Genomic DNA, 24,568 nt, shown 5'->3' on the forward strand with positions numbered 1-24,568 from the left:
GCCACAACATAAAACTTCGCCGGGTTCCCAAGTAGAACGGCGTTTTGGTCTCTCGTCGGATCCGATGCGCTCTCGCCCAACCCTCGAGCCGCGATGTTCGCGGACCTATGGCGCGGATTGCCTCATTTTTGCTCCGCGCCGTGCGCCTCTTGCCGTGCCGGGCGAGTGCGATCTTCACGACGACTCGGCGAGAGGTAAGGGTCGACGACTACACTTCACAACCCATGTATCCGGTTCACTCTGTTACCCATCTATCGGCTGGACGGAGAGTGCGATATCGTCCGTTCTCTTGGTCTGTCAGGGAGAGGGTGCAGCAGCCGATGAGGGGCGTATCAACTCACGCATAGGCGCGCAGCGTTGCCGCCGAGCCCTGTCCGAAGAGTCTCGTCAAAGCCTTGACAAGCGCAAGGCGGAACGGATCACTCCCGGCCAGATCCGCATCGAACACATCCCGCATCGTCAGATAGGCGTCGACGATCTGCTCAGGCTCGACGATGTCTTGGACGAGTGCGGCAATCCGGGCGGTATGCGGGTCGCGGACGTCGATCTCCCGGCCGCGCTCGTCGAACCCACGCGCGTAGCGCATCCAGGCGGCGACGCCGAGCGCCAGGCGCTCGTAGCCGGCCCCGGCCCGCAGGCGGTCGCGAATGGTGCCGAGCAGGCGTTGCGGCAGCTTCTGCGATCCGTCCATGGCGATCTGCCAAGTCCGGTGCCGGAGCCGCGGATTGCGGAACCGCCGCAGGAGGTCGGCGCGATAGGCGGCGAGGTCGAATCCGGGGAGCGGCGGCAAGGTCGGCGTCGCTTCTTCGCGCATCAAACCTTCGATGAGCACCTCCATCCCGGGTAGGGCCATGGCCTCGGCCACCGTCTCTGCGCCCGCCAGATAGCCGAGATAGGCAAGGGTCGAATGGCTGCCGTTTAGCAGCCGAAGCTTCATCATTTCGAACACGGCGACATCGTCGACGAAGACGGCGCCCGCCTTCTCCCAAGCTGGACGGCCGCGCGGGAAATCGTCCTCGATCACCCATTGCTGGAAGGGTTCGGTCATGATCGGCCAGGCGTCCTCGAGCCCAAGCGCCGTCGCGATGCCCTCCCGGTCGCTGTCGGTTGTGGCCGGCACGATCCTGTCGACCATGGTGGATGGGCAGGAGAGACGATCTGCGAGAGCCGCAAGGACCGGATCGCGGAGTTCCGCGAAGCGTCTCACCACGCGCTTCAGCACATGGCCGTTGGACGGAAGGTTGTCGCAGCAAAGCAGGGTGAACGGAGCGATGCCGGCCGCCTCCCGCCTGGCAAGCGCCTCGACGATGAAGCCGATTGCGGAACGCGGCCGCTGCGGATTTGCAAGATCGTGGACGACATCCGGGTGCGCTTCATCCAGCGTGCCGGTCGCGGGGTTGTGGCAATAGCCTTTCTCGGTGATCGTCAGCGACACTATGCGCGTGGCGGGATCGGCCATCCGGCGGAGAACGGCTTCCGGTTCCTCCGGTGCGCAGAGCAGTTCGACGATGCTGCCGACGACCTGCAACTGCTCGCCTTCGCCGTCCTGGATCTTGAGCGTGTAAAGCCCGTCCTGAGGTTCAAGGGCATCCCGCGTATCGGGGCTGCGGAGCGAGACGCCCGAGATGCCCCAGGAAACATCCTCGGCCAGAATTGAGTCGGTAAAGACTGCCTGGTGGGCGCGGTGAAAGGCACCGATGCCGAGATGGACGATGCCTACGGAAACTTGTGCCGGATCGTAATTCGGCTTCTTCACGGCTTCCGGCAGACGGTCGAGCGTCAATCTTGAGAGCCGCATGGTCTCTTCCTCCCGCGTCGATTGGCAGTGCGTCGAAATTGATATACTAGTATGACAAACCCTGTCAAACATGGCGGCTCGCATTGCGGCATCAAGCTTCAGATCGGACGAACGGCATAAGGCTTCGCCGGGTGACGACGGCGGCTGCCATCTACCAGCAGCTCCATGCTGCAATCATCTCGCTTGAGTTGCAGCCGGGAATGCCGCTGCAGGAAAAGGTCCTTGCCGAGGAGTTCGGCGTCAGTCGGACACCGGTGCGCGAGGCGCTCCTGCGGCTTGCTGAAGCAGGCCTTGTCGAGATATTCCCGCAATCGGGAACCTTCGTCTCGCGCATTCCGCTGTCGGCCATTCCCGAGGCGGTGGTCATACGCAAATCCTTGGAGCGCACGACCGTCGAGCGTGCGGCGCAGGTCGCCGCGGCGGAGGATATTGCACGTCTCGATGCGATCATTGCCCGCCAGCGCGCGCATGCGAGCCTGAGCGACGCTTCACTCTTCTACGCAGAGGACGAGGCTTTCCACGAGGCTATTTCCGCGATCGCCGGCTATCCCGGCATCTGGACCCTGGTCAAAACGGTCAAGCTGCAGATCGATCGCGCCCGCCGGCTGACCCTGCCCGTGCCCGGTCGCATGGCGACTGTCACGGAGGAACATACGGCAATCCGCGACGCGATCGCGGCGCATGACGTCAAAAGCGCCTGCGAGGCGATGATGCGCCACCTCGGCGCCGTCATTCCCGACGTCACGGCCCTTCGGCAGCACCATCCGGACTATTTTGCATAGGATCGCAAGGGCACGGAGGAAACGGCAGAGACGCGCGGCGCCGTAATGCATGTCGCCCAAAAGTGTGCAGCGGTTTTGGGATGACGACATGCACAAAAACAAAGACCTAAAGCGCGCCGCGTGAATACGTTTGAACACGACGCGCTTTAGGGGTCATGCAAATGCCATAAAACTAGAGACCCTCGGGCCCGGATCGGGAACGATCTTCGCCGCCCGTTGGCCAAACACGCCGATAACTCCGTCGCACCGATAAGGGTGGTACTCCCGGAGCGGGCATTTCCCAAGGACCTGAATGAGAAGGTTCGCCGCAACCAAAGCAGACCTGCGAGGTTCATGCGATGCATTCCATCCAAGACCGGCTTCCAGTCTCCATCATCATCGCCAACTACAATTATGCGCATTTCCTGCGGCACTCGATCGACAGCGCGCTCGGCCAAGACTACGGCGAGGTGGAGGTGATCGTCGTCGATGATGCGTCGACCGACAATTCCGCCGAGGTCATCGCTTCTTACGGCACCGGCATCAAGGCATGCTTGAGAGAGGCGAACGGCGGTCACGGCGCAGCGTTCAACACGGGCTTTGCGGCAAGCCGCGGGGCGATCGTTCTCTTTCTTGACGCTGACGACTACCTCTACCCGAACGCTGTCTCGGAAATCGTCGCCCAATTTGAGGTCGACATGGCGCAGATGCAATTCCGGTTGCACATCGTCGACGAGCGGCAACGCGTCCAGGACGTTTTCCCGCCGCCCGAAGTGCCCTTCGATTCCGGCGACGTTACCCCGCAGCTCTTGCGCCGGGCCCGCTATCAGACCACGGTGACCAGCGGGCTGGCCTTCGCCAGGTCGGCGCTCGAGACCGTCATGCCGGTACCGGAGCAGGAATTCCGCCAGGGTGCGGACGGTTATCTGGTCACGCTGGCACCACTTCACGGGAAGGTCGGGTCGATCGATACCTGCCTCGGTGCCTACCGCATGCATGGAAGCAACCATTCGGTCTTCGCCGAGAAGCTGGGCCAGAGGGCCCGATGGCGCGTGGAGCACGATTTTCACCGTTTGCACGCCCTTTCGCAGGAGGCCGAGGAGGTCGGGCTGGAGGTGCCGCCTGACGCCAATCTGCGCGATCCGACGCATATCGAGGAACGCCTCGCGTCGCTCTGCGTAGACCAGCAGCGCCATCCGGTGGCGGAGGATTCGAGGTTTTCGCTTGCCGCAGCCGGCGCCGCCGCCAGCATGGAAATGAATGTCTCGCTCCGCCGCCGGGCCATGCTGGCCGCCTGGTTTCTATCCGTCGGGCTCCTTCCGCAGAGGATGGCGCAGGCGGTGCTCTCATGGAAGCTTGTCGCCTCCTCGAGGCCCGCTTTTCTCACGCGGCTGTCGAAAACCATTCGCTATGTGATGGGATAGTCCGCTCGCGCCGCCGAATGCGCATCTGCGAGCTGCAACAAAAGCGGTAGCTAATACAACTCTCTTTAAATCCAGCGCAATGTGGTAGATTCGCGCTGGGAGCAACGTCGGCTTGTGGAGAAGCCCGATGAGGCCCGACCCGTTGTGGGGTCGGCCTCCATGGACGTTGCATCAGCCTCTCCGCCAGCCGGATCGGGCGGGACCTCCATGAGGTGGTCTCGTAAAGAGCTCGGATTGGGAGGTGTTCAATGGTGCGCAAATTCTGTCTTGCCCTTGCCGTCGCGGCATCCGCACTCGCGATCAGTGCGTCAGCCTGGGCCGACATCACGATCCTCGTGCCTTCCGGCAGCGAGGGTGACGGCCTCAGAGCCGCAGCCGCCGACTACGCGAAAATGAAGAATACGAAGGTTGAGACGGTGCAGGCGCCCTATGCCAATGTGTTCGAACAGGGCGCTAATGCCGGGGCGACCAAGTCCGGCGTTTTCGATATCGTCCTGATGGACGATCCGTGGATCCCGTTCTTCGCCGAGAACGGCCATCTCGAAGATTTGACGTCCTATTTCAAGGGCGCCGGGGTCGAGGGGCCGGACAGTGACTTCCTCTCGAAGTCGCTGGCGATTTGCCGCAATCCCTATAACTCGGGACCCTATGTGTGCCTGCCCTATGTGGGCAACGCCCAGATGTTCTTCTATGACGCCGCCAAGTTCAAGGAAGCCGGCGTCGAAGCCCCGAAGACCTGGGACGACGTGCTGAAGGCCGCGAAGGCGCTGACCGAGCAGGGCGGCGGCCGCTATTTCGGCTATGTCTTCCGCGGTGGCCAGGGCAATCCCGTCGTTGCCGACTTCATGCCGATCTTCTGGTCCTACGGTGCCGACATGTTCAACGCGGAACGCACCAAGGTGACGATCGACACGCCGGAAGGCGCGGCCGCCACGAAGATGTTCATGGCGCTCCGCGACGTCTCGCCGAAGGGCGTCGAGAGCTATAACGCCAACGAGGTCGGCACGGCCATGGCGGCTGGCACGGCCGCCTCGTCGATCAACTGGCCGAACTACGTCGCAACCTTCGAGGACCCGAGCCAGTCGAAGATGGTCGGCAAGATCTCCTTTAGCCCGATCCCGGCCGGCACCAAACCGGGCAGCTCGGAGATTGGCCACTGGACGATGGGTATCATGGCGGCGTCCAAGAACAAGCAGGAGGCCTTCGACTTCATGATGTGGGCGACCACGGCCGAGCAGATCAAGATCTCCGCCGAACGGGGCAATCCGCCGGTCCGCACCTCGGTCTTCACCGATCCGGAACTCACCAAGCAGGAGCAGTTCCGCCATTACCCGGTGCTGATGGAGGCGATCCAGGCCTCGACGCCGCGGCCGCGCCACCCGAAATGGCCGGAGATCGAGAATGCCTTCGGCATCGAGCTTTCGAAGGCGGTCGCCGGCACGATCACGCCGGAGGAGGCGCTGAAGAACTCGCAGGCGGCGGTCGAGCAGATCACCGGCCTCAAATAGGCGGTTTGCCTGCATCGAGCGGGGCCCCCGCGCCGGTCTCGCTCTCGCGGCCGCAAAAAGAACCGCTGCGGCGGCCGGTGTCGAGGTATGCAGGGAGAAGGTCTGCGGAGGGACCGATGTTACAAACCGGCAAAAGCGCGTCGGTTCGACGGGGAGGGCCGCTGGAGCAATGGACGGAGCGCCACCTGCGCTACCTGATGCTCGCGCCGACGGTGCTCATCCTGCTGGCCCTGACGATTTTTCCTAGCGTCTACATGTTCTATGCGGCGGTCCACCGGATCAGCCCAAACCCCGACCTGCCCTGGGAATTCGTCGGTGCCGGCAATTTCGCACGGCTCATTTCCGATCCGCAATTCCACGTGGCGTTGCGCAACACCGTGGTGTTCACGATCGTGGCGGTGACGCTCGAATTCCTTCTCGGGCTCGGCCTCGCTCTCCTCCTCGACAGGTTCATCCGCCGCCTCAGCTTTCTGAAGACGGTACTGATGATCCCGATGATGCTGCCGCCGATCGCGGTCGCAATCACCTGGAAGCTCATCTACGAGCCGCAGTTCGGCGTTCTGAACGAGATCATGTTCCTGCTCGGCCTGCCCGTCCAGGCCTGGGCCGGCGACGTAAACCTCGCCATGTTCTCGATCATCGTCGCCGATGTCTGGCAATGGACGCCGTTCATCTTTCTTCTGATGCTGGCGGGGCTCGCAAGCCTGCCGGTCGAGCCCTATGAGGCGGCCGCGCTCGACGGCGCCTCGTCCTGGCGGCAGTTCTGGGATCTGACGCTGCCGTTCCTCAAGCCGGTCATCGCCATTGCGCTGCTCCTGCGCGTCATGGATGCGCTGCGCCTTTTCGACCTCGTCTTCATCCTGACGGGGGGCGGCCCGGCAGACCGCACCAAGGTCCTGAGTCTCTACATCTACCAGGTCGCCTACCGCTTCGCCGACCCCGGCTACGCGGCGGCGATGTCGCTCTTCGTGCTGTTCGTCACTATCGTGCTCAGCACCTGGTTCATGAAGCGCATGCGGCTGGCGGAGTGAGAGGATGGCGACGATCAGAACACGCAGCCGCACCCGGGAGATGCTTCTTCGCCTGTCGGCCTATCTGGCGATTCTCGTCGCGCTGATCCTGACGCTGTTTCCGGTCTACTGGATCGCAGCGAATTCCTTCAAGTTCGACATCGACATCTTCGCCGTGCCGCCGGAATGGGTGCCGCGCAACCCGACCCTGAAGCACTACGACGAAGCTTTCGTCCAACGCCCCTTCCTGCGCTATGCCCTGAACAGCTTCCTCGTCGCGATCGGCACGACCGTCATTTCGGTGACCTTCGGCACCATGGCCGGCTATGCGCTGGCGCGGTTCAGCTATCCCTGGCAGTGGCGCAAGCAGATTTCCTTCTGGATACTTTCGACGCGCATGATGCCGCCGATCGTCAGCATCATTCCGCTCTACCTGTTCTTCAACTATTTCGACATGCTCAACACCAAGTCGGCACTCATCATCGCCTATACTGCCTTCAACCTGCCGTTTGCGACCTGGATGATGAAGAGCTATTTCCAGGATCTTCCGGTCGAGCTGGAGGAAGCGGCGATCGTCGACGGCGATACGCGCTGGGGCGCCTTCGTGCATGTCGCCCTGCCGCTCGCCCGGCCCGGACTTGCGGCGACTGCTATCTTCTGCCTGATCATCTCGTGGAACGAGTTCCTGCTGTCACTCGTCATCACGCTGACAGAGCAATCACAGACGCTGCCGATCGGCATTGCCGGCCGGGTGACGCAGTACAGCACCTATTGGGGCGAGATCAGCGCGGCGGGCTTCATGGCCTGCGTACCGATCGTCATCTTCGCCTTCCTCGTCCAAAAGCACCTCGTCCGGGGACTTTCCCTGGGCGCCGTCAAGGGTTGAGACCTGTGGCCTCCGTCCGGTTCGACAATGTCACAAAGAAGTTCGGCGAGTTCGTCGCCGTCCACGATTTCAACCTCGAGATCCGCGACAAGGAATTTCTCGTGCTGCTCGGACCCTCGGGCTGCGGCAAGACGACGACGATGCGGATGGTCGCGGGCCTCGAGGAGGCGACAACCGGGGATATCTACATCAACTCGGAAAGGATCAACGACGTGCTGCCGAAGTATCGCGACGTCGCGATGGTCTTCCAGTCCTATGCGCTCTATCCTCATCTCTCCGTCGAGGACAATATCGGCTATCCGTTGAAGATCCGCAAAGTGCCGCCGGAGGAATATAAGCGCCGCATCGGCGAGGTGGCGCGGCGGGTCGAGCTCGATACGATGCTCAAGCGACTGCCCAAGGAGCTATCGGGCGGCCAGCGCCAGCGCGTGGCGCTCGCCCGCGCCATCGTGCGCACGCCGCGCGTCTTCCTCATGGACGAGCCGCTGTCGAACCTCGATGCGAAGCTCCGCACCCAGATGCGCGCCGAGCTGAAACACCTGCAGCACGAGCTGCAGGTCACGACGATCTACGTGACCCACGACCAGATCGAGGCGATGACGCTCGCCCATCGCGTCGCCGTGATGAACCGGGGCGTCATCGAGCAGCTTGGCACGCCCAGGGAAATTTATAACGATCCGCGCACCCTCTTCGTCGCCGGCTTCATCGGCTCGCCGGCAATGAATCTCATCCCAGGCGAGGTGAAGGATGGTGTGTTCGCCAGCGCCGGCCTGAGGGTCGGCGGGGCGGGCCGCATCAGCATCGCGCGCGCCGTGCTCGGCGTGCGCCCGGAGGACGTTCATGCGGCGAGCGCCGAAGATCCGGACGTCAATCTTGTCGCGTCGATTTATTCGGTGGAGCTGACCGGCGAGAACACGCTTGTCAGCCTGCAACTCGGCGGCCGGCTCATGACGCTGCGCGCCGACAAGAACTTCGCCGGCCAGATCGATCAGCGCCTCGGCGTCAGGATCGAGACAGACCGCATGTTCCTGTTCGATGCGGAGACAGAGCGACGTGTCGATTTCTAGACTCATAGGACATTGTAAGGGAGGTGCCGCGATACGTCGCCTTCGCCTTGCGGGAACCGCGGCAATCGCTCTCCTCACGGCATCCGCAGCGCTCGCGACCGGGGCCGGGCCTATCGCCGGCAATCCGCTCATCGCGGTTTCGGCTGGTCCCTTCGTCTTCGGCCGCGACGACGGCCCTGACAACGAACGCCCGCGGCGCGTGGTGCAGGGACGGCCATTCGCGATCAACCGCACCGAGATCACCAACCGGCAATATGAAGCCTTCGTGGCGGCGAGCGGCCACCGTCGCGCCTTTTATGCCGATCACCCGCTCCTGGGACTTCCCGATCGGCCGGTCGTCGGCGTCAGCTGGGGCGATGCGATTGCCTTCTGCCGCCACTACGGCCTCGCTCTGCCGTCGGAGCAACAATATGAGAGAGCGGCGCGGGGCGTGGAAGGTGATGCCTTTCCCTGGCAGGAGGGGCCTCGCGACGAGGCGCGGGCCAATGTCGGTGCCGATGTCTGCTGCTCCGGTGATGAAAGGGATGGCTATCCGATGACGGCGCCGGCAGAGTCCTTCGCCGCGGGCGCCAGCCGGGAAGGCGTGCTCAACCTCGTCGGCAATGTCTGGGAATGGACGAGCGACGTTTATGCGCCTTACGTAGGCGTATCGACTACCGCCGCGGGACGCCACCGCGTGCTCCGTGGCGGATCCTGGAACAGCGACGCACGCCACCTGACAACCACTTACCGGCTCGCCTATGATCCCGACTTCCGTTTCGCAGCCAATGGCGGCTTCCGATGCGTCCGCTCCTCGCCCTGATCATCGCTGCCGGGGGCCTGCTTCTGGCACATAGCGCGGTTGCCGAGCCTGTGGCGGCAGCGGGCTACCGCTTCGAGACGGTTCATGTCCCCGGCGCCGCCTTTGCCGGTCTTGCGCGCGACGGCGATACGTTGCTCGTCACCGATCTTGCGAAGGGCCGCCTTTATCGCCGCGACGCGAACGGGTACCTTGTCGCCTTCGGTCCCGTCTTTCCCCATGGCCCCGACGTGGTGGGCGACCCGACGGGGCCCTATCGTGCCGTTCGTGTCGGTGGCGAGTTCATCGTGGCCCAGGGATGGACGCCGACCAACGCCGATCAGAACCCGCTCGATCACAGCCTGATCGCGATCGATGACGCAGGCAAGACGCGGGTCATCAGCAATGATTTCTGGAACCCGTTCGATTTCGTCGCCGTCGACCAAGGCTTCTACGTCGTCGACGCGGCGCGCAACAGCGTCGAGCATGTAAGACGCGATGGTCGAAGGAAGACGCTTATCAGTTTCCGCCGATTGCCTCAGGCGGCAGGAACCTTGCAGAGCCTTTCGCCGACGGAATTCGCGGCGGGCAGCGGCTACGAGGTCGATGCCGTACCGACCGGCATAGCGCTTCACAGAGGGCGCCTCTATGTCGCGCTCTTCGGCGGCTTTCCCTTCCTTGCCGGGGCAGGGAAGGTCGTTTCGATCCCCACCGTGGGCGCCTCCGAACCGCGCCTCGAGGCCGACGGACTGAACGCGCCGGTGGCGATTGCCATTGCGGGTGACGGAGGCATGCTCGTGCTCGAACACGGGACCTACGATCAGAAGCAAGGCTTCGCAAAAGGCAGCGGCCGACTGCTGAGGATCGATGCTGAAACGAAGAGCAGAAGCACCATCTTCGACGGCTTGACACGGCCGGTCTCGGTGCTCGTCTTGGACGAGCGGCAAGTTATCGTTTCCGATCTTGCCGGCAACCTGCACCTTTTGGCGCGTCAGTAGCGCGCCGACAGCCCTGTTCTTCCCCCGATGCTGCTCCATATCTCCAGCGGCACCACAGGAAAGCAGGAGAGAAGACGTGCGCATGGAACCGGCCTTCCTGTTCGATCTCGACGGCACGCTCGTCGACAGCGTCTACCAACATGTGCTTGCCTGGAAGGAAGCGCTCGAGGGCGAGGACATCGACCTCTCGGTCTGGCGCATCCACCGCAAGATCGGCATGAGCGGCGGCCTCTTCACCAACCAACTGCTGCGCGAGACGGGCGTGGAGATCAGCCCGGAACGGGTGGCGCGTCTGCGACAACGCCATGCCGAGGCTTACAAGCGGCAGGCGGATCGCATCCGGCCGCTGCCGGGAGCGCTCTCTCTTTTGCAATGGCTCACTGACACAAAGATTCCCTGGGCGATCGCCACCAGCGGCCGGATGGAGACGGCTGCCGTCAATCTCGCTGCTCTCGGCGTCGACCCGGCCGTCGTGCCGGTTGTCACCCGGGACCTGGTCAAATACGCCAAGCCCGATCCGGATCTCTTCGTTCCGGCCGCCGAGCGGCTCAGCGCCCCGATCGAGACGGCGGTCGTCGTCGGCGACAGCATCTGGGACATGCTGGCGGCGGTTCGCTGCCGCGCCTTGGGCGTCGGGCTATTGAGCGGCGGCTATGGGCTTGAAGAGTTGCGGCACGCCGGCGCGTTCCGCATCTATGAGGATCCCGCCGACATGCTCATGCATATCGACGAGGTCGGCGGGCGTCGGTGATCGACGCCTGGAGCTCAGTGTTTGGTGGTCGTTTCCTCGCGAACCGCTTCCTCGTGGTACCAGCAGCCGTCAATGGCAGCCGCGCACACGTCCGACGAAGCGAGATCCGCTTGGCGCTGTGCTTCGGAACGACGATCTTCGGCCTTGCGCGAGATGCGTGTCGGGAACTGATAGATCGTCGCACTCTTGCCGTGGAAACTCGTGGCCATGCTCTGGTCTCCGGTGAGTCCTGTCGAGAAAAGATAGTACGCCGCGGCAGAAATTGCACATCATTTACGCGAATTGCCGAAAAATCGTTCAATTGAATGCCGGAATCGCAAGCACAGCACCCTCATTGCGCTTGAGGGAGCGTATTCAGTGCGGTTTTTTAGGCAGCTGCGCGCAACTGACGCATTTTGGAGCAGGTGCTCCTTCGCCGCTCATGGCGGACACTTGAACGTCAAGCGCAGGAGAGGCGCGGGATATCCAGCAAAATCAAGGCGGTGGAACGAAGTCAGCGCCTCGGGGGTCGATTTGCCGTTCGCCGCGACCCTGACCGGCAGCCACTTGGAATCCAGTTTGAGTCCCCTGCGGGTCAAAAAAAGATTCGCACCCACCACCGAGTTGGCACGCTTGATGCTTAAAGGGAGTCGATCCCTGGTGGTCTGGCACGTTTTCCGTGCAAGGCCGCGCCAGGAATTGCTCAAACCTCGCAGCACCACGTTAGAGAGATTCGCTAATGACCAAGTATAAGCTCGAGTACATCTGGCTCGATGGCTACACGCCCGTACCAAATCTCCGCGGCAAGACGCAGATCAAGGAATTCGACGCGTTCCCGACGCTCGAGCAACTGCCGCTCTGGGGCTTCGACGGCAGCTCGACGAACCAGGCCGAAGGCCGCAGCTCCGATTGCGTGCTGAAGCCGGTCGCCGTCTACCCGGATCCGGTCCGCACCAATGGCGTGCTGGTCATGTGCGAGGTCATGATGCCGGACGGCAAGACGCCGCATCCGTCGAACAACCGCGCCACCATCCTCGACGACGAAGGCGCCTGGTTCGGTTTCGAGCAGGAATACTTCTTCTACAAGGACGGCCGTCCGCTCGGCTTCCCGGAGCAGGGCTACCCGGCACCGCAGGGCCCGTACTACACCGGCGTCGGCTACAAGAACGTCGGCAACATCGCGCGCCAGATCGTCGAAGAACACCTCGACATCTGCCTGGCCGCCGGCATCAACCATGAAGGCATCAACGCCGAAGTGGCCAAGGGCCAGTGGGAATTCCAGGTCTTCGGCAAGGGCTCCAAGAAGGCTGCCGACGAAGTCTGGATGGCTCGTTACCTGCTGCAGCGCCTGACGGAAAAATACGGCATCGACGTCGAGTACCACTGCAAGCCGCTTGGCGACACCGATTGGAACGGCTCGGGCATGCACTGCAACTTCTCGACCGCCTACATGCGCGAAGTTGGCGGCAAGGACTATTTCGAGGCGCTGATGGCCGCCTTCGAGAAGAACCTGATGGAACACATCGAGGTCTACGGCCCGGACAACCACTTGCGCCTCACCGGCAAGCATGAGACGGCGCCGTGGAACAAGTTCAGCTACGGCGTTGCCGACCGCGGCGCGTCGATCCGGGTTCCGCACAGCTTCGTTAACAACGGCTACAAGGGCTATCTCGAAGATCGCCGCCCGAACTCCCAAGGCGACCCCTACCAGATCGCTTCGCGCGTGCTGAAGACGATTGCGTCCGTTCCGGCGCAAGTCTCGAAAGTAGCTTAAGCGTAAGACTCCCAAGACCTTGGGCGCCGACCTCGGTCGGCGCCTTTTTTCGTTCGGCTATGATAGATTCATTCGGTTCCGCCGCGCCTCGCAAGGATCCAGTCCACCGCCGCCGCAACGTCGGGCACCGTGGCGCTCGGCGCCGGCGCGAAGCGCGTCTCGTCGCCCTCGCGATATTTTCCCGTACGCACGAGCAGCGCGTGAGCGAGACCGGCGCTCAATGCACCGGCGACGTCTGTTTCCGCATCGTCCCCGACCATCACCGCTTGCGTCGACGCGCAGGGTATGGTGGCAAGGGCTGCATGGAAAAAGCCGGGTGCTGGCTTGCCGAGGACGATGGCATGCTTCTGGCTGGCGAATTCCAGCGCGGTAACGAATGGGCCAGCATCGAGGCTCAACCTGCCGTCGGCGTCCTGGAAAGAGCGGTTCGGCGCCAGCGCCACCAATTCGGCGCCGTCGATCAGTTGCCGGAAGGCCGCATTCAGCGCCGCAAAGTCAAAGGCGTCGCCGGCATCGCCGACAACGACCGCCATGCGGCCGCCGGCCGGCAGATGCTGGAACTCGCAAACGAGGTCGGGATGGACGAGAAGATGGGCGGCACGCTCGTGCCTGCGAAGCCAGTCGCAGGCAGCCTCGGCCGGCGTGAAGAGCTCGCTCCCCGTTACCGGAAGTCCAAGTTTTGCGAGCCGGGCAAGGATCGCCGGCTTGCTCGAGCGGGTCGTGTTGCTGACGAAGCGAATGGGGAGCCCGGCCTCGCGCAGACGGGCCACGGCCCCTGCCGCGCCAGGCACGGCCTTCTCGCCATCGTAGATGACGCCGGCAAGATCCAAGAGCACAGCGCTGATCATCCGATGAGGATGACATGGGTGCGCTGCGGGTCAAGCTCTGGTGGCTTTGCCGGCAGCGACGGTCCCGGTGCTCCAGAAAGTTGCCGTGACAGCCGGACGACTGCTTCCGCCTGAAATTGGTTGTGTTTCTCCGAGCCTCAACTCACCGCGATATTGACATTCGTCCCAATCTCCCAGCATTTTAGCGGCGGGGATTATCAGACACTTCATCAATGCACAAACTGAGACTAGCGGTTGCAGCACTTGTGTTGCTGGCAAGCGGGCTGCCATCTGCGGCCGAGCTATTGCCGCGCGCGGCGTCTGCCGAGGGTTCCGTCATTTCCCGCAAGTCCGGTGAGGAAATTAGCTTCATCGACATCGAAGGCTGGCGCAGCGTGGAGGTCAGTCAGGACCTTCTTGCGGGCGACATACTGCGCACGAACGCCGCCGGTAGCCTTGCTCTGTTGTTCTCCGATGACACGCAGATGCGTATGGGGCGCAATACGACGCTTCTCGTCAAGAAAATCGGTCAGGGCTCCGACAGCGAACTTGAACTCAAGTCCGGGACCGTGTGGGCGCGAGCCAAGCGTGGGGGCAGCGGCCTCACAGTCGACACACCCTCAGCTGCCGCCGCGATCCGCGGGACGGATTGGACGCTTAGCATAGGTGAGAACGGCGCTACCACTCTCTCGGTGCTTGAGGGAAGCGTCGAACTCAAGAACGCGCAAGGATCGGTCGTCGTAAATCAGGGGGAGGGCGCGTTTGCGGCAATCGGACAAGCGCCCCGCAAATATGTCCTCGTCAATCTCAAGGAGCGCGAACAGGTACTTCTCTATTCGGAGCTGCGTGGCGTCTTCGCAGGTTTGCCGACAAGCGGGATGAGCGGCCGCCAGACTCGTGCCGAGCGGGCGCGCGTTCTGGCCATTCCTCCTGCTCGACGGAGCAGCGAGGATTGGGTCTCACTTGCCGAGGCCTCGCTATCGCATGACGGCCGGGCAGCTGCCAGAGAGGCTCTAGTTGGACTGAGGCGGCCCTTGCCGGCCCAGTTGGAGGCGCGTGCCAAGCTGGTCGAGGCGATGATCGCCGGACTGGAGCAACGCTATGGTGATGCGAACCGGCTGTTCGCCGCCGCCTTGCCAGCGCTACCGCGCAATCGCAGAGCATCTGCGATTTACGGTCGCTGGTTCGCGGAATCCTTGGCTGAACCGGACCGCGATCGACCACAGCCGGCGGACAACGTCTATAGCGACGATCCGACGACGGCGCTGATGCGGGCTGCAACTGTGTCCCATGCGCTCGGCGCGGCCGAAGCGATCGAGATATTGAAGGCGGCCGAGCGCCGTTTTCCGAACGACGCGCGCCTGCCGGCAATGCGCGCGGATCTCGCCTTCCAACTCGACCGCCGCAACGAAGTGAAAGACGCGCTCGCCCGCGCGAGCGCCATCGATCCCAACGAGCCGGCCTATCTGCTCGCCAATGCGCGCTTCCGCGCAAGCATTTCCAGCGATCTCGATGGCGCACTCCGGGACCTGAAACACGCCGCGAAGATCGCTCCTGGCAACGATGCCATCTGGAACGAACTCGGCATCGTCCAGAGCGATCGAAATGCCATAGTTGAGGCCGATGCCGCCCATCGGCGCGCGGTAGAACTGAACCCGGAAAATGCCGCGTTGCACGCAAACTATGCGCGCTTCCTGATGGACAACGATCAGATCGCAGCGGCAAAGGCGGAGATCGACAGGGCGGAGGCGCTGGACGCGCAATCCTATGCGGTTTTGGCGGCCAAAGGCCGATATCTCTTGCGAATAGGAAAAACCGAGGAAGGCGAGAAAACGCTACTCGAAGCCTCCGCCGTCAACCCGACCTATGGGGACAGCCTCATCGGCCTGGCGATCGGCAGCTATCAACTGGGGGCGGAAGAGGAGGCCGCCCAGGCGCTCGACAATGCCGACCGGTTTGATCCGGACAACCCGTCAATTCCCTTGATCCGCTCCGGCATCGCCCTCGACCAGTATCGCGGCGACGATGCGATCGTCGAGGCGCGCGAGGCACTGCGGCGTCGCCAGGCTCGCGGCGGGTACTACGGCGGTTACGATGCTAATCGCCAGGTCTCATCCTTCCTCGGCATTGCCCTCGACAATGTCAGTCTGAACGAATGGAGCCAGTATTACGCGGACCGCTCCTACGATCCTTTCAGATCGACCACTTATCTCGACGAGGCAGCGTCCGGTCGGATCAGTCCTTTTGAGGGATTTTCCCCTCTGCTTTCTCCGAGCCAGCGGACCGAGGCAGGCAGTTCAAGCGCTTCGTCGAACTTGCAGGCGCTACTGCTCGATCCTCTTGCGGTGGCGTCCGCCACCACCCGCAACTCACTCGAACGAACCAGCTTTTTTGAAACGGCCATTGGGGGCGGCCTGATCTTGCAGGATGGCGAGCTTGGCTGGAAGAGCGACATGCTCGTCCAGGGTACGACCTTTGCACCGCTGCCCATAAGCTATTATCTGCAGGCGGAGGCACTGCGGCCGGATAGCCCGCGCGCGAACGATCGCGATGATATCACCGGCGCAAATTTCTCTGTCGGCATACATCCGACCTTGGAGGACAATGTTTACCTGTTCGGCGATTTCGTCGATCTCGAAACGGGTTTTCCCGGGCAGACTTGGTTTCCGAAGCCCTTCGACACCAGAGAAACTCGATTTTCCGACCTTGGGATCGGCTGGAGTCATACGTTCGGCGATCGCAATCTGCTCCAGGCGTTCGCCGTCGTCGGCGACACGCATGTGGACCAGAGTATCGATCTGGTCGACACTATAGGGCCATACCGCGTCGAGCAAGAAACCGAAAAGGAGACCGCAACGATCGGCGTCAGCCAGCTGTACGGGATCGGACCCGTCACGCTGCGATACGGCGTCGAAACCGGCCGGTTCCATACGCGCGACTCCGCAATCTATACGGATCTGCTTACGGGAGGCGTGTTCTTCGTCGATCGACTTTCCGACAAGGGCAATGCAACGCGCGGCTATGGCGACGCCATGTGGGAAATTTCCGAGGATCTCACACTCCAGGGCGGTGTTTACCTTAATTGGTTGGACGACGTAACTGATGATTGTCCCTGCGTCGATCCGCGTGTCGGCGTCGCGTGGTCGCCAGTAGAAAATCACTGGCTGCGCGCATTTTACCGCGAAGATACGCAGTTTTCATCGAATTACACCCTCGCCCCGGTGTCGACAGTCGGGTTGACGCCGCTGGAGCTGCCGTTGTTCATCGGCGGCAGTGCAAAGACAGCGGCGCTGCGTTGGGAGGCGGAGTGGTCGGAGCGGCTCTTCACGTCGGTCGAGTACCAGCACCAGCGTTTCGATGGGCTTTCGTTGGATGTCCCCGAGTTGCTCGGCAGCTTCGACACGACAACCGGCGAGATCGACCGCATTAGTATCAGCGGCAACTACTGGATCGGCGAAGGCCTCGGTGCCTTCGGATCGTTCACCTGGAACCACAGCGTCGACTTGACGCCCGGGAGTAGCGGGGAGTTCGGCGTGCCACTTGTGCCGGATTATCGGGCGCAGGTCGGGCTGACGATCGTTCACCCTTCGCGCGTCAAGGCCACTATAGCTCAGACCTTCGTCGGGGAACGGGTTGGCGCACCCTTTGGCATCGAGCTGTCATCATACACGACAAGCGATGCCGCGATTAGTTGGGAGTCGCCGAGCGGACACCTGGAACTCGGTCTGCAATTGCTAAATGCGTTCGACCACGACTTCGATCTGGCGTTTGGAATTCCCGGCCCAGGCCGCACTGTCCTGGGCACCGTCAGGGCGAAGTTTTAGCGGACTCGATCAGCCGGGAAGTCACGCGCGGCGTGTCGATCCAGGGTGGTTCGGCGTCATCAGCCGCGGCGGGTGTCCGGAAAGTTGGCCGGATTGATGCCGAGGGTGTGGAGGTCGCGGGCGTTCGGGCGGCGGTGACCTTCGACTGCCGCGGCTGCGGCGCTCGCTGCGCCTAGGACGGCGAAGGCGCGGCCGATGAAGCCCATGCGGTTCTTGCTAGTCATTGTCTTTGCTCACTTTCTTTCTCAATTCGATGAGCAAAAGATGGGCCTAGGCGGGCTTTTTTGCAATGCACAATACCTCACCCCAGCCATGCAACGAAAGCAGGCCCGGTTAGCACTCGCCAACCGGGCCTGTTGCAGAGCGGGGCGTGGCTGCCCCTCCTCGTCCCGCTCCTCAAAGCGCCTTGGGAGGCGGAAGGGTCAGTCCTCGCTGGCAGCGAGTTGGGCGAGGACCTCGCCGCGGCCGCGGGCTCTGAGGATCAGCGGCACGATGAAGGCCAGCGCCGCAATCACCAGCAGGACAGCGGCGATCGGCGAGGTGAAGAGCACGGTCACGTCACCTTGGCTGATCGACAGCGCCCGGCGCAGCTGCTGTTCGGCGAGCGGCCCGAGGATCAGTCCGACGACGACCGGCGCGATCGGATAGCCGAAGACGCGCATGACGTAGCCGAGCAGGCCAAAGGCGAGCAGCATGCCGAGTTCGAACACCGAGGGGTTGGCGCCGATGGTGCCGAGCGTCGCGAACAGCAGGATGCCGGCATAGAGCCAGGGTTTCGGGATCGTCAGCAGCTTCACCCAGAGGCCGACCAGGGGCAGGTTGAGGACGAGCAGCATGAAGTTGGCGATCAGCAGGCTTGCGATCAGGCCCCAGACGAGCTGCGGGTTGGTGGCGAACAGCAACGGCCCCGGCTGCAGGCCATATTGCTGGAAGCCGGCCAACATGATCGCCGCCGTTGCCGACGTCGGCAGGCCGAGCGTCAGCAGCGGCACGAGCGTACCGGCTGCCGAGGCGTTGTTGGCGGCCTCCGGGCCGGCGACACCCTCGATCGCGCCATTGCCGAATTCTTCCGGATGCTTGCTCAGCCGCTTTTCGGTCGCATAGGAGAGGAAGGTGCCGATCTCGGCGCCACCGGCCGGCATCGCGCCGATCGGGAAGCCGATGAAGGTGCCGCGCAGCCACGCCTTCCAGGAGCGCGCCCAATCCGAGGCATTCATCCAGACCGAGCCGCGCACCGCCTCCACCTTGTCGGGACCCTTGTCGCCCTGAGCGGCGATGTAGAGCGTCTCGCCGATCGCGAACATGGCAACGGCGAGCGTCGTCACCTCGATGCCGTCGAGCAGGTCCGGAACGCCGAAGGAAAGGCGCGCCTGGCCGGTCAACTGGTCGATGCCGATGGAGGCAAGCGTCAGGCCGACGAAGAGCGAGGTGAGGCCTCTGAGCGTCGAGTCGCCAAAGGCGGAGGAAACGGTGACGAAGGCGAGCACCATCAGCGCAAAGTATTCGCGCGGGCCGAAGACGAGCGCCAGCTTGACGATATAGGGGGCGACGAAGGCGAGGCCGAGGGTCGCGATAAGGCCGGCGACGAAGGAGCCGATCGCTGCCGTTGCCAGAGCGGGGCCGCCACGGCCGGCACGCGCCATCTTGTTACCTTCGAGCGCGGTGACGATCGAGGAGCTCTCGCCGGGCGTGTTCAGCAGGATCGACGTCGTCGAGCCGCCATACATACCGCCATAATAGATGCCGGCGAACATGATCAGCGAGCCGCCGGGGTCTAGCTGGTACGTGACCGGCAACAGCAGCGCGACAGTCAGGGCCGGACCGATGCCCGGCAGGACGCCGACGGCCGTGCCAAGGGTCACGCCGATCAGCGCGTAGAGCAGGTTCATCGGTTGCGCAGCAACCAGCAGCCCCTGCAAAAGGAAGTCAAGAGTACCCATAATTGTCGGCCTTTCTAGAAGAGCAGGCGTTCAAGCGGTCCTGCCGGCAGCGACAATTGCAGGACTTTGGCGAAAATCGTCCAGACGACGAAGCTGGCGACGATGCCGAAGGGAATTGTCAGCCAAAGTTGCCGTTTCCCGAAGCCGCGCGCCGTCATGGCGAAGAGGATGCCGGTGGCAATCGAAAAGCCGAGCGTGTTGAGCAGCAGCATCTGCGCCGCAAGCCCGCCGACGACCCAGGCGACCGGTCCGAACTGCTGCGGTTCACGCTCGGCAAAGTCGCCCCTAAAACCCTCGACGGCCGTCCAGATGGCAAGCACGATCAGACAGCAGGCGATCGCATAAGGCACCGTGGTCGGGCCGACCTGCGAGTAGCCGGCAAGCCCGGTAAGCCGGGAAACGTCCCAGAAGATCACGCCTGCGATGAGCGCCAGAACGACAGCGATGATGAGCGCCGCCCGATCGGGGCGGCGCGTTTCGACGGAAGGGCTATCTCCCCTGCTCATTTGACCAGTCCGATGTCCTTGAGGACAGCTTCGGTAGCCGAAACGTCCTTGGCGAGCTGCTCATTGAAGGCGTCGCCGGCGAGATAGGTGTCCTGCCAGCCCTTGGTCTTCAGCACTTCCTGCCAGCCGGCGGACTTGGCGAGCTTTTCGATGTCGGCGGAAACGGCAGCCTTCTGCTCATCGGTGAGGCCCGGAGCGGCGGCGACCATGCGCCAGTTCTCGACGACGACGTCGAGTCCGGATTCCTTCAGCGTCGGGGCATCGATGCCCGGCAGGCGTTCGGCGCTCGTGACAGCGAGGAGGCGGAGCGTACCGGCCTTGACCTGCGACTCGAATTCGCCATAGCCGGAGATGCCGGCCGTCACCTGGCTGCCGAGGATCGCAGCGAGCGCCTCGCCACCACCGGAATAGGCGATGTAGTTGATCTTGGTCGGGTCGACGCCGGCGGCCTTCGCAATGAGGCCTACGGCGATGTGGTCGGTGCCGCCGGCGGAGCCGCCGCCCCAGGATACGGCACCCGGATCCTTCTTCAGGGCTTCGACGAGATCGGCCATCGTCTTGATCTCGGAAGCGGCCGGAACGACGATCGCCTCGTATTCGCCGGTGAGGCGAGCGATCGGCGTCACGTCCTTGAGGGTGACCGGCGAGTTGTTGGTGAGGATGGCGCCAACCATGACGTAGCCGCCGACGAGCAGCGCATTCGGGTTGCCCTTCTGCTGGCTGGCGAACTGGGCGAGCCCGATCGTGCCGCCGGCGCCGGGCACGTTCTGCACCTGGACATTGCCGGAAATGCCTTCCTGCTGCATGACGGTCTGCAGCGAACGGGCGGTCTGGTCCCAGCCGCCGCCGGGATTTGCCGGCGCGATGATCGTGTAGTCGGCGGCATAGGCCGGAAGCGCCAGCGCGCCGGCGAGAATGGATGCGAGGAAGAAATGTTTCAAGGTCGGTCCTCCGTAGGGCGCGGTTCGTCCGCGCGGTGATTGTTGTCGCGAACGGGAGAAACGGGCGGCTGACCTTGAAAGCGGCAGCCTCCGACCGGATTGGTGATTTCCTCCCGATGCGCTGCTGGCATTCCGCCTCCACGGGTCGCCAGCGGCCCTAAACCAACATAGAAAGCTGACATTAACCTGACATCAACCTGCTGGCTCGTAAACGGTTTGTTTCGGCTCCAGGAATATCGCTGGAGTAGGAATATCACTGGAGTCTAAGTACTTCGTTCCACCGGGCGATCAGCCGGGCACGCTTCACCTGGTCGAGATAGACCATCAGGCCGGGACTGACCGGCACGGGCTTCAACTGCCCACCGAGCATTTCCTGCATGGTATTGGCGGTATTCTCGCCGGCGACTTCCGGGCTGACGGCAGGGATCTGCAGCTCGCGCGCCATGATCGTCTGGCCTTCCTTCGACATGAAGAATTCGAGGTAGCGCCGGCCAAGGTCGGGAGAGGCGGACGCCTGCGGCACAAGGCCGATTCGCGACATCACCACGGTATAGTCCTTCGGCAGCACGATGCCGACATCGGGATGCCTGGAGGCCCAGTCGGCGGCATAGGAACCGAGGATGTTGTAGCCGAGCACGAAGCGTCCGTCCGCCACCCGCTCGAGGATCGCCTGGCTCGTCGAATAGAGCTTGACGCCCGCCGCGCCCATTGCCTGGATGACGCTCCAGATGTCGCCGAACTGTTCCTGGTCGCGCGCCATGAACAGGAAGCCGACGCCAGATCGCTCGATATCATAGGTGCCGATGCGGCCGAAGACTTCGCTTCCCTGACGCTTCAGGTAGTCGACGAACTCGGCGCGCGTCGCCGGCGGCCTCCCTGTCGAGAAACTGGGTTTGTGATAGACGAACACGGCCGGCTCGAAGGTCAGTGCATAGGCCGTGTTGCGCCAGTTCGCCCAGGCCGGCCAGCGGCCGCTCATCGGCAGGTCGCTGCGCTGCGCATAACCGTCGTTGCTGAGCTTCACCTGCAGGTCCATGGCGGAGGAGAAGGCGAAATCGGCCGTCCTCTCACCGGCATCGGTCTCCTTGACGATCCGGTCGTAGATCTCGCCGGTCAGCATGTCCTCGTAGCGCACCGCGACGTCAGGATTGGCCTTTTGGAAACCGACGATCATCGGGCGCGCCAGGGGCTCGTCGAGCGAGGAATAGACGACGAGAACCGGCGCGGCCGCATCGCCGGAAACGGCGGGGAAGAATACCGGCGCGGCACAGGCGAGCCGGGCAAAAAACAACCAAAAAGCGAAGGAAATCAAGAACCGCATAATTTCACAATGCCTCACCCGCACGCCGTTCACAAGCAACGTCGCGACCGATAAGGTGAAGCGGGGGAGAGTGACGATTTGCGTATCTTGCTCGTTGAAGACAATCAGGCCCTGGCAGAGGGTCTCTCGGCGCTTTTGCGCGGCAGCGGCTATGCCGTCGACGTCGTGAACGACGGCGCCTCGGCGCATGCGGTCGCAGCCGCCGAGAGCTTCGATCTGGTGATCCTGGACCTGAACCTGCCGGAGATGGACGGGCTCGACGTACTGCGCGCCATGCGCGCCCGGCAGAACCGGGCGGCGGTGTTGATCCTGACGGCCCGAGGCTCGCCCGAAGAAAGGATCAAGGGCCTTGATCTCGGCGCTGACGACTACCTGATCAAGCCTTTCGACATCGGCGAGTTCGAGGCGCGCGTGCGGGTCCTGCTCCGCCGTCAGGCCGGCCTGCGCAGTTCGATCGTCAGCTACGGCAACGTCTCGCTGGATCTGAACGCCCGCAGCTTTTCTGCCGGCGGCGTGCCGATCGAAATTCCGGCGCGCGAACTCGGGCTCCTCGAGCTCCTGTTCATGCGGGCCGGCAAGGTGGTCGCCAAGGACGCGATCGTTCAGTCGCTGACCGGCCTCGATGACGATCTCAGCCCCAATGCGATCGAGCAATATGTCAGCCGCCTGCGCAAGCGCCTGGCGCCCTATGGGCTGACGGTACGCACGGCGCGCGGCATCGGCTATTACCTCGACAAGGCGGCAAACCCCGAATGAGGACGGCCGTCTATTCGCTGAGACGCAGGCTGCTCGGTTGGCTGTTGATCTCGACCGCCGTGATCGGCGTGGTCGCGCTGATGGACACCTATCGGGAAGCGGTCAAGACGGCGAATGTCGTCTCGGACCGGGTGCTCGCAGGCTCGGCACTGGCGATCGCCGAGCGCGTTGTCGTCGCCGAGGACGGCACGCTTCAGGTCGACATACCCTATGTGGCGCTTGAAATGCTGACCTCGGCCGCGCAGGACCGCGTTTTCTATCGGGTGGATGGCCCGCCGGGTGCGTTCATCACCGGCTACCAGACCCTGCCGTCGCTTCCCGAAGCCGCCGGCCAGTCGACCAGCTTTGCCGATGCGGTCTTCCGCGGCGAGCCGATCCGGTTGGCGGTGCTTCGCCGCTCCGCCTCCACCGGTGTCAATTCCGTCCCTTTCGCCGTCACCGTCGCCGAGACGACGATTGCGAGACGCCAGCTGACGCAGACGATCCTGCTGCACTCGGCGCTCCGCCTAGGCCTGATGATCGCCGGGGCGGCCCTGATCGTCTGGGTGGCGGTGACCTTTTCGCTGAGACCGCTCTACCGGCTTGGGGACGCGATCGCCGAACGCAGTCCCGACGATCTGCATCCGATCGGCGAACGCGTGCCGAGCGAGGTGCAGGGCCTAGTCGACACGGTCAATACCTTCATGGTGCGGCTGCAGTCGGCGCTCGATGCGCTGCGCCATTTCACCGGCAATGCCAGCCACCAGCTGCGCACGCCGCTGGCCATAATCCGGACGCAGCTGGCGCTCGCCCGCCGGGCGGCGACGTTGGAAGAAGCGCTCTCGGCCGCCGCGAAGGCCGATGAGGCGGTCGCCAATGCCGAGCGCATCCTGGCGCAGTTGCTGCTGATGGCGAAGATCGATGCGGCGGCCAAGGAGGAAGCGCGCGGATCGGAGCGGATCGAACTTGCTCGGCTGGCACGCAGCGTCACCGCCGAGCACGTGCCGGCGGCCGGCGAGGTGGGCATCGATCTCGGTTTTGCCGGCGAGGGGGAGCATTGGATCCGCGCCGAACCGCTGCTTGTCGGAGAGCTCCTGAAGAACCTCATCGGCAATGCGCTGCTCTATGCCGGGCGCGGGGCGGAGGTGACGGTGCGCGTCTCAAGCTCGGATGACGAGATTGCGCTTGAGGTGGAAGACAACGGGCCGGGTATCAGGCCGGAGCTGCGCGAGGCGGTGCTGAAGCGCTTCCGGCGCGGCGGCAATGAGGCGCCCGGCACCGGGCTCGGCCTGCCGATCGTCGAGGAAATCGCCACGCTTTATGCCGGAACGATGCGCCTCGAGGACGGCGAGGGCGGTCGCGGTCTGAAGGTGGTCGTGACTTTTCCGGCAGGGTGAAGAGCCGCAGCCGCGAAGCCGTTACGAGCGCTCTTCGCTTTCCTCGCGGTCGCGGGCTTCGAGAAGAGATGCGGCGTCTCGGGTCTGAACCCGCAGCAGCTCGTTCCAGAGCTGGCGAGCGAAACGCGATTGAACCTGGTTCGCAGGCTTGCGCTGCGATGACATGACAAATCTCCGATAGGTTTGGAATGCCGTTCATATAGTCTATCGACGAGCCGATTGCCACGGCAGAGTCTACCGAGCTGCTTTGCAAGGGAAGCATATGTCGAGTGGCAAGAATATCGATAGATCCGCGTAGCAGACAACAAAAATGCCGGGATGAATTTCTTCATCCCGGCGAGCG

The 24,568-nt window shown here is 63.3% G+C and carries 22 protein-coding genes; 13 read left to right on the forward strand and 9 right to left on the reverse strand.

Annotated elements, in window-relative coordinates; all coding sequences use genetic code 11:
* Positions 1–337: 337 nt before the first annotated feature.
* On the reverse strand, positions 338–1,798 hold the full coding sequence (locus ATC00_RS14645; protein WP_064253343.1) for a mannitol dehydrogenase family protein: 1,461 nt from the start codon (positions 1,796–1,798) through the stop codon (positions 338–340).
* 83 nt (positions 1,799–1,881) lie between these two features.
* Between ATC00_RS14645 and ATC00_RS14650 the strand changes: the two genes are divergently transcribed.
* From ATC00_RS14650 to ATC00_RS14690, 9 genes are all read left to right on the forward strand, one after another.
* A complete protein-coding gene (locus ATC00_RS14650) occupies positions 1,882–2,580 on the forward strand; it encodes a GntR family transcriptional regulator (protein WP_064253344.1) in 699 nt (232 codons plus the stop codon).
* 338 nt (positions 2,581–2,918) lie between these two features.
* Complete coding sequence (locus ATC00_RS14655) at positions 2,919–3,983, forward strand: glycosyltransferase family 2 protein (RefSeq protein ID WP_064253345.1); 1,065 nt, start codon at positions 2,919–2,921, stop codon at positions 3,981–3,983.
* Positions 3,984–4,231: 248 nt separating this feature from the next.
* Positions 4,232–5,491, forward strand: coding sequence for an ABC transporter substrate-binding protein (locus ATC00_RS14660; protein ID WP_064253346.1), 1,260 nt, complete (start codon positions 4,232–4,234; stop codon positions 5,489–5,491).
* A gap of 116 nt (positions 5,492–5,607) precedes the next feature.
* Positions 5,608–6,522: a carbohydrate ABC transporter permease gene (locus ATC00_RS14665; RefSeq protein ID WP_064253347.1), complete on the forward strand. Its 915-nt coding sequence runs from the start codon at positions 5,608–5,610 to the stop codon at positions 6,520–6,522.
* A 4-nt stretch (positions 6,523–6,526) separates the two neighbouring features.
* Positions 6,527–7,387, forward strand: coding sequence for a carbohydrate ABC transporter permease (locus tag ATC00_RS14670; RefSeq protein WP_064253348.1), 861 nt, complete (start codon positions 6,527–6,529; stop codon positions 7,385–7,387).
* A gap of 5 nt (positions 7,388–7,392) precedes the next feature.
* Positions 7,393–8,454: an ABC transporter ATP-binding protein gene (locus ATC00_RS14675; RefSeq protein ID WP_064253349.1), complete on the forward strand. Its 1,062-nt coding sequence runs from the start codon at positions 7,393–7,395 to the stop codon at positions 8,452–8,454.
* A 64-nt stretch (positions 8,455–8,518) separates the two neighbouring features.
* Positions 8,519–9,256 carry a formylglycine-generating enzyme family protein gene (locus ATC00_RS14680; RefSeq protein ID WP_037419108.1) on the forward strand — a complete coding sequence of 246 codons (738 nt, stop codon included), beginning with the start codon at positions 8,519–8,521 and terminating at the stop codon, positions 9,254–9,256.
* Positions 9,235–10,230 carry a ScyD/ScyE family protein gene (locus tag ATC00_RS14685; RefSeq protein ID WP_064253350.1) on the forward strand — a complete coding sequence of 332 codons (996 nt, stop codon included), beginning with the start codon at positions 9,235–9,237 and terminating at the stop codon, positions 10,228–10,230. The genes ATC00_RS14680 and ATC00_RS14685 overlap by 22 nt, the downstream gene beginning before the upstream one ends.
* A 76-nt stretch (positions 10,231–10,306) precedes the next feature.
* Positions 10,307–10,981, forward strand: coding sequence for an HAD family hydrolase (locus tag ATC00_RS14690; RefSeq protein WP_064253351.1), 675 nt, complete (start codon positions 10,307–10,309; stop codon positions 10,979–10,981).
* 14 nt (positions 10,982–10,995) lie between these two features.
* Here ATC00_RS14690 and ATC00_RS14695 read toward each other — a convergent pair whose 3' ends face one another.
* Positions 10,996–11,190: a DUF2735 domain-containing protein gene (locus ATC00_RS14695; protein WP_037383898.1), complete on the reverse strand. Its 195-nt coding sequence runs from the start codon at positions 11,188–11,190 to the stop codon at positions 10,996–10,998.
* A gap of 509 nt (positions 11,191–11,699) precedes the next feature.
* On the opposite strand from ATC00_RS14695, the gene ATC00_RS14700 reads away from it, so the two are divergent.
* A complete protein-coding gene (locus ATC00_RS14700; RefSeq protein ID WP_037383900.1) occupies positions 11,700–12,734 on the forward strand; it encodes a glutamine synthetase beta-grasp domain-containing protein in 1,035 nt (344 codons plus the stop codon).
* Positions 12,735–12,802: 68 nt separating this feature from the next.
* Here ATC00_RS14700 and ATC00_RS14705 read toward each other — a convergent pair whose 3' ends face one another.
* On the reverse strand, positions 12,803–13,582 hold the full coding sequence (locus ATC00_RS14705) for a TIGR01458 family HAD-type hydrolase (RefSeq protein WP_064253352.1): 780 nt from the start codon (positions 13,580–13,582) through the stop codon (positions 12,803–12,805).
* A gap of 212 nt (positions 13,583–13,794) precedes the next feature.
* Here ATC00_RS14705 and ATC00_RS14710 point away from each other — a divergent pair, with 212 nt between their 5' ends.
* Positions 13,795–17,385: a FecR domain-containing protein gene (locus tag ATC00_RS14710; RefSeq protein ID WP_064253353.1), complete on the forward strand. Its 3,591-nt coding sequence runs from the start codon at positions 13,795–13,797 to the stop codon at positions 17,383–17,385.
* A gap of 59 nt (positions 17,386–17,444) precedes the next feature.
* Here ATC00_RS14710 and ATC00_RS32955 read toward each other — a convergent pair whose 3' ends face one another.
* The 5 genes from ATC00_RS32955 to ATC00_RS14730 all read right to left on the reverse strand — a co-directional run bounded on the left by ATC00_RS32955 (position 17,445) and on the right by ATC00_RS14730 (position 22,093).
* A complete protein-coding gene (locus ATC00_RS32955; RefSeq protein ID WP_014762305.1) occupies positions 17,445–17,609 on the reverse strand; it encodes a hypothetical protein in 165 nt (54 codons plus the stop codon).
* Positions 17,610–17,807: 198 nt separating this feature from the next.
* Positions 17,808–19,325 (reverse strand): tripartite tricarboxylate transporter permease, encoded by a 1,518-nt coding sequence (locus ATC00_RS14715; RefSeq protein ID WP_064253354.1) that lies wholly within the window; start codon positions 19,323–19,325, stop codon positions 17,808–17,810.
* A gap of 14 nt (positions 19,326–19,339) precedes the next feature.
* A complete protein-coding gene (locus ATC00_RS14720; protein WP_064253355.1) occupies positions 19,340–19,831 on the reverse strand; it encodes a tripartite tricarboxylate transporter TctB family protein in 492 nt (163 codons plus the stop codon).
* The gene (locus ATC00_RS14725) at positions 19,828–20,772 is read right to left on the reverse strand and encodes a Bug family tripartite tricarboxylate transporter substrate binding protein (RefSeq protein ID WP_037383911.1); all 945 of its coding nucleotides are present in this window, start codon (positions 20,770–20,772) and stop codon (positions 19,828–19,830) included. The genes ATC00_RS14720 and ATC00_RS14725 overlap by 4 nt, the downstream gene beginning before the upstream one ends.
* Positions 20,773–21,025: 253 nt before the next feature.
* Positions 21,026–22,093 (reverse strand): ABC transporter substrate-binding protein, encoded by a 1,068-nt coding sequence (locus ATC00_RS14730; protein ID WP_064253356.1) that lies wholly within the window; start codon positions 22,091–22,093, stop codon positions 21,026–21,028.
* 78 nt (positions 22,094–22,171) lie between these two features.
* On the opposite strand from ATC00_RS14730, the gene ATC00_RS14735 reads away from it, so the two are divergent.
* On the forward strand, positions 22,172–22,849 hold the full coding sequence (locus tag ATC00_RS14735) for a response regulator transcription factor (protein ID WP_037383914.1): 678 nt from the start codon (positions 22,172–22,174) through the stop codon (positions 22,847–22,849).
* A complete protein-coding gene (locus ATC00_RS14740; protein ID WP_064253357.1) occupies positions 22,846–24,225 on the forward strand; it encodes a sensor histidine kinase in 1,380 nt (459 codons plus the stop codon). The genes ATC00_RS14735 and ATC00_RS14740 overlap by 4 nt, the downstream gene beginning before the upstream one ends.
* A 21-nt stretch (positions 24,226–24,246) precedes the next feature.
* Here ATC00_RS14740 and ATC00_RS32960 read toward each other — a convergent pair whose 3' ends face one another.
* Positions 24,247–24,390 carry a hypothetical protein gene (locus ATC00_RS32960; protein WP_162843166.1) on the reverse strand — a complete coding sequence of 48 codons (144 nt, stop codon included), beginning with the start codon at positions 24,388–24,390 and terminating at the stop codon, positions 24,247–24,249.
* Positions 24,391–24,568: the final 178 nt, after the last annotated feature.

Origin of the sequence: Sinorhizobium americanum (assembly GCF_001651855.1) — a bacterium.
In the GTDB taxonomy this organism is placed as follows: domain Bacteria; phylum Pseudomonadota; class Alphaproteobacteria; order Rhizobiales; family Rhizobiaceae; genus Sinorhizobium; species Sinorhizobium americanum.

Excerpts from the sequence above, each read along its gene's own strand:
- ATC00_RS14660 (WP_064253346.1), top strand. The coding sequence starts at position 4,232 with ATGGTGCGCAAATTCTGTCTTGCCCTTGCCGTCGCGGCATCCGCACTC.
- ATC00_RS14665 (WP_064253347.1), top strand. The coding sequence starts at position 5,608 with ATGTTACAAACCGGCAAAAGCGCGTCGGTTCGACGGGGAGGGCCGCTG.
- ATC00_RS32960 (WP_162843166.1), bottom strand. The coding sequence starts at position 24,390 with ATGTCATCGCAGCGCAAGCCTGCGAACCAGGTTCAATCGCGTTTCGCT.
- ATC00_RS14710 (WP_064253353.1), top strand. The coding sequence starts at position 13,795 with ATGCACAAACTGAGACTAGCGGTTGCAGCACTTGTGTTGCTGGCAAGC.
- ATC00_RS14730 (WP_064253356.1), bottom strand. The coding sequence starts at position 22,093 with ATGCGGTTCTTGATTTCCTTCGCTTTTTGGTTGTTTTTTGCCCGGCTC.
- ATC00_RS14700 (WP_037383900.1), top strand. The coding sequence starts at position 11,700 with ATGACCAAGTATAAGCTCGAGTACATCTGGCTCGATGGCTACACGCCC.
- ATC00_RS14655 (WP_064253345.1), top strand. The coding sequence starts at position 2,919 with ATGCATTCCATCCAAGACCGGCTTCCAGTCTCCATCATCATCGCCAAC.
- ATC00_RS14670 (WP_064253348.1), top strand. The coding sequence starts at position 6,527 with ATGGCGACGATCAGAACACGCAGCCGCACCCGGGAGATGCTTCTTCGC.
- ATC00_RS14705 (WP_064253352.1), bottom strand. The coding sequence starts at position 13,582 with ATGATCAGCGCTGTGCTCTTGGATCTTGCCGGCGTCATCTACGATGGC.
- ATC00_RS32955 (WP_014762305.1), bottom strand. The coding sequence starts at position 17,609 with ATGACTAGCAAGAACCGCATGGGCTTCATCGGCCGCGCCTTCGCCGTC.
- ATC00_RS14740 (WP_064253357.1), top strand. The coding sequence starts at position 22,846 with ATGAGGACGGCCGTCTATTCGCTGAGACGCAGGCTGCTCGGTTGGCTG.
- ATC00_RS14685 (WP_064253350.1), top strand. The coding sequence starts at position 9,235 with ATGCGTCCGCTCCTCGCCCTGATCATCGCTGCCGGGGGCCTGCTTCTG.
- ATC00_RS14645 (WP_064253343.1), bottom strand. The coding sequence starts at position 1,798 with ATGCGGCTCTCAAGATTGACGCTCGACCGTCTGCCGGAAGCCGTGAAG.
- ATC00_RS14695 (WP_037383898.1), bottom strand. The coding sequence starts at position 11,190 with ATGGCCACGAGTTTCCACGGCAAGAGTGCGACGATCTATCAGTTCCCG.
- ATC00_RS14715 (WP_064253354.1), bottom strand. The coding sequence starts at position 19,325 with ATGGGTACTCTTGACTTCCTTTTGCAGGGGCTGCTGGTTGCTGCGCAA.
- ATC00_RS14720 (WP_064253355.1), bottom strand. The coding sequence starts at position 19,831 with ATGAGCAGGGGAGATAGCCCTTCCGTCGAAACGCGCCGCCCCGATCGG.